At 63.7% G+C, this 6,865-nt stretch carries 4 protein-coding genes; 1 reads left to right on the forward strand and 3 read right to left on the reverse strand.

The annotated features are described in order from the left end of the window. Positions 1-1,642, forward strand: a 1,642-nt coding sequence (locus EN994_RS12550; protein WP_127307562.1) for a TadG family pilus assembly protein, incomplete at its 5' end; no start/stop codon positions are given. A 10-nt stretch (positions 1,643-1,652) separates the two neighbouring features. Here the strand turns inward: EN994_RS12550 and EN994_RS12555 are convergent. The 3 genes from EN994_RS12555 to EN994_RS12565 all read right to left on the reverse strand — a co-directional run. Further along, positions 1,653-3,275 carry an alpha-glucosidase family protein gene (locus tag EN994_RS12555; protein ID WP_013532695.1) on the reverse strand — a complete coding sequence of 541 codons (1,623 nt, stop codon included), beginning with the start codon at positions 3,273-3,275 and terminating at the stop codon, positions 1,653-1,655. Beyond that, positions 3,262-5,277, reverse strand: a complete 2,016-nt coding sequence (glgX, locus tag EN994_RS12560; RefSeq protein WP_013532696.1) for a glycogen debranching protein GlgX — start codon at positions 5,275-5,277, stop codon at positions 3,262-3,264. The genes EN994_RS12555 and glgX overlap by 14 nt, the downstream gene beginning before the upstream one ends. A 199-nt stretch (positions 5,278-5,476) precedes the next feature. Further along, on the reverse strand, positions 5,477-6,865 hold a 1,389-nt coding region (locus EN994_RS12565; RefSeq protein WP_127307563.1), incomplete at its 5' end, for an alpha-D-glucose phosphate-specific phosphoglucomutase.

Here is a 6,865-nt window from a genome sequence, read left to right on the forward strand (position 1 = left end):
GATCTACACCGAGCGCCGCGAAGCGCAGGCAATGGTGGATCTGGCGGCGATCACCGCCGCCTCGAACATGACCAATGTCAATACAGCGGTCGTTACCACGCTGACCGACAACGGCATGCCAGGGGTTGTCGTTCAAAGCTCGGGACAGACGATCGAGCCGGCGGTCGGCAAAACCGTCGTGACGGTCACGCCCGGGCGATATGTGGCATCCGGGGCCAATGTGGGCCAGCGTTTCCAGGCCAGCATAACCCCCTACAATGCCGTCCGTGTCACCCTGAAGAAGATCCCCGCCCGCTATTTCGCGAGTTCCCTGATCCCCACTCCCGTCATCGGCACCCAAGCCACCGCCAGCATGACGCCACAGGCGACATTCTCGGTCGGATCGAGGCTCGCCAGCCTCGATGGCGGTATCCTCAACGCGCTTCTCGGCGGACTGCTCGGCAGCAACATCTCGCTCAGTGTCATGGACTACAACGCGCTGATCTCCGCGGATGTGAGCGTGCTCTCCTTCGTGGACGGCCTTGCCACACAGCTGAACCTGACCGGCGTCTCGTATTCGGATGTGCTGGCATCGAAGGCGACCGTCGGCCAGATCGCCACGGCCATGGCCAATGTGCCTGGGCTTGGCAACACGGCCAAGGTCGCCCTGCAGACGATCGCGTCCAAGTCGACCAGCACGGTCCAGATCCCGCTCAGTCATCTGGTCGATCTCGGCTCCGTCGGCAAGTTGGGCCTCGGCCAAAGGCCCGCCGGCCTCGGCGTCGACGCCAGCGCCTTGGGAATGCTGACGGCCGCCGCCGGACTGGCAAACGGTTCAAAACAGGTCGACGTCGCCCTCGGAGCCACCATTCCCGGGGTGCTGTCGACCACGCTCGCCATCGCCATCGGCGAACCACCGCAATCCTCGCCATGGCTGGCGGTTGGAGAAGCCGGCACCGTGGTTCGCACCGCGCAAACGCGCATTAAGCTGCTTGTCACGGTCGGCGTCGGCAACCCAAACCTGGGCGGCGGTATCAGCCTGCTGTCGGTCAAGCTGCCGCTGAATGTCGAAGTAGCCTACGCCGAGGCCAAGCTGACCGACATCAACTGCCCGACCGGCCCCGACAGCCTGAAGGTTACCATTGCCGCGAAGCCCGGCATCGCGGCGGTGAACCTTGCCGCCAGCGATGCCGATAACAGCCCCACCGCCTTCGCGGATTTCAGCAACCCGCAGTCGTTCTCCGACGCCAACATCGCGGATGTCAGCCTCAATCTGCTGCTGCTAAAAATCCCGCTAATACTGGTGAAGGGTTCGGCGGGTGCCGACATCACCAACGTCAGCCCGACCAACCTGGTCTTCAACAAAACCGAGATCGCCGCCAAAACCATCAAGACGACGCCGACACGGGACATTACCCAGACGCTGACAACGTCACTGGTCGACAAGTTGTCGCTTTCCGTCAATGCGCTTGGTATCCTCGGGCTTGACGTAACGGCGTTGCTCGGCACCGTGAAGCCAGCTGTGACGACGCTTCTGAAAACCGTGACCGCACCAGTCGACACATTGCTTTACAATCTACTCGATACGCTCGGCGTGCATCTCGGCGTGGCCGATGTCCGGGTCACCGGCGCGACATGCGGACGTGCCGTGCTGGTGCAGTAACGTCGGGATATCAGTCGAGCCTGCCCAAAAAGGCTCCGAGCGCTGGCAGCAAAAGCTCAGTCTCGACGACCGCGGCATTGCCATCCAGCTGCGCAACCGCTCCGATGTCCCCCGGCAACGGCCAATTGGCCGGTCCTCCGGCGAAATTGAAGACACAGAGCAGTCTTTCACCGCCGCCGTCGCGGATGAAAGCGAGCAGGTCACCCTTGGCGTCGAGAAAGCGGATCGAGCCGGATATCAGCGCCTCATGCTCCCCGCGCAAGGCCAGCGCAGCCCGGTAGGACGCGAGCACAGAGACCGTGTCGGCATTCTGGACGTCAACGGCGCGAGCGCGATGGCTGGCCGGTATCGGCAGCCAGGGCCTGGCCGTGGAGAAGCCTGCATTGTCGGCGCCGGCCTCCCACACCATCGGCGTGCGGCACCCATCCCTGCCCTTGACGCCTGGCCAGAAGCGGATGCCGACGGGATCGCGCAGATCTTCATAGGCCAGCTCCGCCTCCTCCAGCCCGAGTTCCTCGCCCTCGTAGAGGCAGATCGAGCCGCGCAGGCAGGCGAGCAGCATGATCGAGAATCTTGCGACCGCGTCGGGCTCGCTGTCCGGCCTTGTCCAGCGGCTGACATGGCGCGCCACGTCATGGTTGGAGAAGGCCCAGCAGACCCAGCCGTCGGAGACGGCCGCCTCGAAGGCTTCGACGCAGCCACGCACATGCGCAGCCGAGAACTGCGGACCGAGCAGGTCGAAGGTGTAACACATATGCAGCTTGTCGCCGCCTGAAGTGTAGGCCGCGAGCGTCTGCAGCGAGCGGCCTTCATCGCCGATCTCGCCGACGGCGGCGCGGTCGTCATATTCGTCGAGCAGCGCCCTGAAGCGGCGCAGGAACGCCAGGTTTTCCGGCTGCGTCTTGTCGAACAGGTGCTCCTGGTAAAGGTAGGTGTTGGTCTCGCTGTTGGTGCCGGCGACGCTTGATGCCAAGGGTGGATTGCTGCGCAACCAGCGGTCGTGGACATAGTAATTGACCGTATCGAGCCGAAAACCGTCGACGCCGCGCTCCAGCCAGAAGCGCACAGTTTCCAGAAGCGCGTCCTGAACCTCCGGATTGTGGAAATTCAGATCGGGCTGCGAGGGGAGGAAATTGTGCATGTAATACTGCCGGCGGGTAGAATCCCATTCCCAGGCCGGGCCACCGAAGACGGAGAGCCAGTTGTTTGGCGCGCTGCCATCTGGCTTGGTATCGGCCCAGACATACCAGTCGGCTTTGGGGTTATCGCGGCTGGCGCGGCTTTCGACAAACCAGTCGTGCTTGTCGGATGAATGCGACAGCACCTGGTCGATGATGATCTTCAGGCCGAGACGATGCGCCTCGGCGACCAGCGCATCGAAATCCTCGAGCGTGCCGAACATCGGATCGACATCGCAGTAGTCCGACACGTCGTAGCCCATATCGGCCATCGGCGACTTGAAGAAAGGCGACAGCCAGATGGCGCCGACACCGAGCGAGGCGACATGGGCGAGCCTCGATGTGATACCGGCGAGATCGCCGCTGCCATCGCCGGTCGTGTCCTGGAAGGAGCGCGGATAGATCTGGTAGATGGCGCAACCGCGCCACCATCCCTTCTTGTCACTCGCCGCCATTGCGCTTCTCCCTTGTGCCGGCCTGCGCTCGTTCGATCATGAAGATCATCGTCCGCCCGGATATTGGCCGCGAGATATCCGCCGCATCCGGCGCTTCGATAGCTGGGGCCCAGAAGAATCCGTCTCGTTCAGGCAAGGTGAACATGCAGGCCCGGCGATCGCCGTTGACAAGCACCGCAAGACGGCGGTCGTCATCGCTGGCGCCACTCAGGACCATGACAAGACGGTGCCGCTGCGGATCCTGCCAGCTCTGTTCATCGAGCGGCGCGCCCGTCTCAGCAAGCCATGCGACGTCCGGTATCTCCGAACCTGCCGGCGGCTGGCCAGTGAGGAAGCTTGTGTCGGAAAGCGCCGGCATCGATCGGCGCAGCCTCGAGAGTTCCGCCGTGTAGCGCTCCAGCGCCTGGTCGCGGCCGGCCCAGTCGAGCCAGGTGATCTCGTTGTCCTGGGCATAGGCGTTGTTGTTGCCTTGCTGGGTGCGGCCGAATTCGTCGCCCGCGGTCAGCATGATGGTGCCGCGCGAGGCAAACAGCGCGGCGAGCAGAGCGCGCTGGTCGTTCTGGCGAGCCGCTGCCACGGCCGGGTTGTCCGCATCACCTTCCACGCCGTTGTTCCAGGACAGGTTTTCATTGTGGCCGTCGCGGTTCTGCTCGCCATTGGCTTCGTTGTGCTTGCGCTCGTAGCGCACGATGTCGGCGAGCGTCATGCCGTCATGGGCGGCGATGAAATTGACACTGCGGCTGGCGCCTTGCCCGTTCGCGGCAAACACATCTGACGAACCGGCGAGCCGGGTCGCCAGGGCGCCGACCATGCCGGCGTCGCCACGCCAGAACCGTCTTACATCGTCGCGATACTTGTCGTTCCATTCGAGGAAGGGCGCTGGAAAATTGCCGAGCTGATAGCCGTCGGGGCCGATGTCCCACGGCTCGGCGATCAACACGCGATCGGCCAGCAGTGCGTCATCGCGCATCGCTCTCAGCAGCGGCGCCTCGGCATCGAATGTGCCCTCGACCCGCCCCAGAATGGGAGCGAGGTCGAAGCGGAAGCCATCGACACCGGCATCCCTGACGAAATGGCGAAGCGTGTCGAGGACCATCTCCTGGACCACAGGATGGTCGCAAGCGACTGTGTTGCCGGTACCGGTGTCGTTGGCCAGCCTGCCATCAGGTGTGTGCCGGTAGTAGGCCTGGTTGTCGAAGCCGCGCAGCGACAGCGTGGGACCAAGCCTGTCGCTCTCGCCGGTGTGGTTGAAGACGAGGTCGAGGATGACGCCGATACCAGCCTGGCGCAGCACAGCGACCGTGTTTCGCAGTTCCATGATGCCGCCCGGCGCAAGGCGCGGATCGAGGGCCATGAACGTCACGGGATTGTAGCCCCAGGCGTTGCGCAGCCCGAGCGGCGGCAGATGCCGTTCGTCGATCGACGCGGTCACCGGGATCAATTCGACCGCGCCAACGCCGAGTTTTTTCAGGTGCTCGACGATCGCCGGTTGAGCAAGTGCGGCGACTGTTCCGCGCAATTTTTCGGGAACGTCCGAATGCAGCATGGTGAAGGCGCGCACCGGAATTTCGTAGACCAGGCCGCCGGCGCGGAAGAGCGGCGGCGCAGCCTGCACAGGCTTCGGTAGCGCAGCCGCGATCGCCTTCGGCATCAGCGACGCGGTATCGCCCCCCTCGCCCCGGCGATCGGCCAGCCGCCAGTCATAGGCATAAGGCCTGTCAATCTCGACGGCGTAGGGATCGGTCAGCAATTTGTCGGGGTCGAACCACAGTCCATGCTCCGGCGCATAGTCCCCGTCGGCGCGGAAACCGTAGCGGGTTCCGGAGCCAAGACCTGCAACGAACAGCGCGTGGACGCCCTCGCCTTCCCGCTGCAGTTCGAGCCGTTCGATTTCCCGCATGCCCTGCTCGTCGAAGATCGAGACCCAAAGCCGACGGGCGGCCTGCGACCAGGCGGCAAAGCGGATGCCTTCGCGGGTGACTGTGGCGCCGAGCTGGGTCATGCCCGCGCCTCACCTTCTCCCCTCGCGGGAGAAGGTGGATCGGCGCGCAGCGCCGAGACGGATGAGGGGTGTTGAAAGGAACGCGGCGTTAGTGATCTGGACATCGGTTTGCGCCAAGCTGGAGCACCCCTCATCCGACCGAGCTTCGCTCGGCCACCTTCTCCCACAAGGGGAGAAGGTGAAACGCGCGCAGCCACTCTCAAGTGATCACGCTCGGCTTGGGGCGGCCGGTATGGCTGTGAATCCCGGCAATATCGTCAGCCGCGGCAATCAGATCGGCAAGGGCGGCCTGGGTGTCGAGATCGTGCCGAGACTTGTCCGGCTCGTAGCGCTCGATGTAGACGCGCAACGTCGCGCCCGACGTGCCGGTGCCGGACAGCCGAAAGACGACCCGCGAACCACCTTCGAACAGAACCCTGATGCCCTGATGCTCGCTGATCGAACCGTCGACCGGATCGTGATAGGCAAAATCGTCGGCACTGGCGATTTTCAGGCCGCGCACGCTGGTGCCAGGCAGCGAGCCGAGCTTGGCACGCAGTTCGTCGACCAGCGCGTTGGCGCGGTCGCTCTCGACCTCTTCATAATCATGCCGCGAATAGTAGTTGCGACCGTAGGTCGCCCAGTGCTCGGTGACGATCTGCTTGCAGCTTTCGCCACGCGCGGCGAGGATGTTGAGCCACAAAAGCACCGCCCACAGGCCGTCCTTTTCGCGGACATGGTTGGAGCCGGTGCCGGCACTCTCTTCACCGCAGATCGTCGCCATGTCGGCATCGAGCAGATTGCCGAAGAATTTCCAGCCGGTCGGAGTCTCATAGATGCCGACGCCGAGTTTTTCAGCAACGCGATCGGCCGCGCCACTGGTCGGCATCGAGCGTGCAATGCCTTTCAAACCGGCCTTGTAGCCGGGCGCCAGACGCGCATTGGCGGCGAGCATGGCGACCGAATCCGACGGGGTGACGAAAATGCCCTTGCCGATGATCAGATTGCGGTCGCCATCGCCATCCGAGGCGGCGCCGAAATCCGGTGCGTCCGGTCCCATCATCTCGTCATAGAGGTGCTTGGCATGGACGAGGTTAGGGTCCGGGTGATGGCCGCCGAAATCCGGCAGCGGCTTGAAATTGCGGCAGGTGCCATTGGGCGCGCCGAGCCGGTTTTCCAGGATCTCCTTGGCGTAGGGACCGGTCACCGCGTGCATGGCGTCGAAGCGCATGCGGAAGCCGGACTTGAAGAGTTTGCGCAGGGCGTCGAAATCGAACAGGCTTTCCATCAGCGCGGCATAGTCCACGACCGGATCGATGATCTCGACCGTCATGCCGGCGGCCTTGACCGTGCCTGTTGTGTCGATGTCGATCGGATCGATATCGGCGATCTTGAAGCTCGAAATCGCCTTGGTCTTTTCGAAGATCGCGTCGGTGAGCTTTTCCGGCGCCGGGCCGCCATTGCCGGCATTGTACTTGATGCCGAAATCCTCATGCGGGCCGCCCGGATTGTGGCTGGCCGACAGGATGATGCCGCCGAAGGTCTTGTATTTGCGGATGACATGCGAAGCGGCTGGCGTCGACAGGATGCCGCCCTGCCCGACCATCAC

The sequence above is a fragment of the Mesorhizobium sp. M7A.F.Ca.CA.002.09.1.1 genome (assembly GCF_003998555.1).
Lineage (GTDB): Bacteria > Pseudomonadota > Alphaproteobacteria > Rhizobiales > Rhizobiaceae > Mesorhizobium > Mesorhizobium ciceri.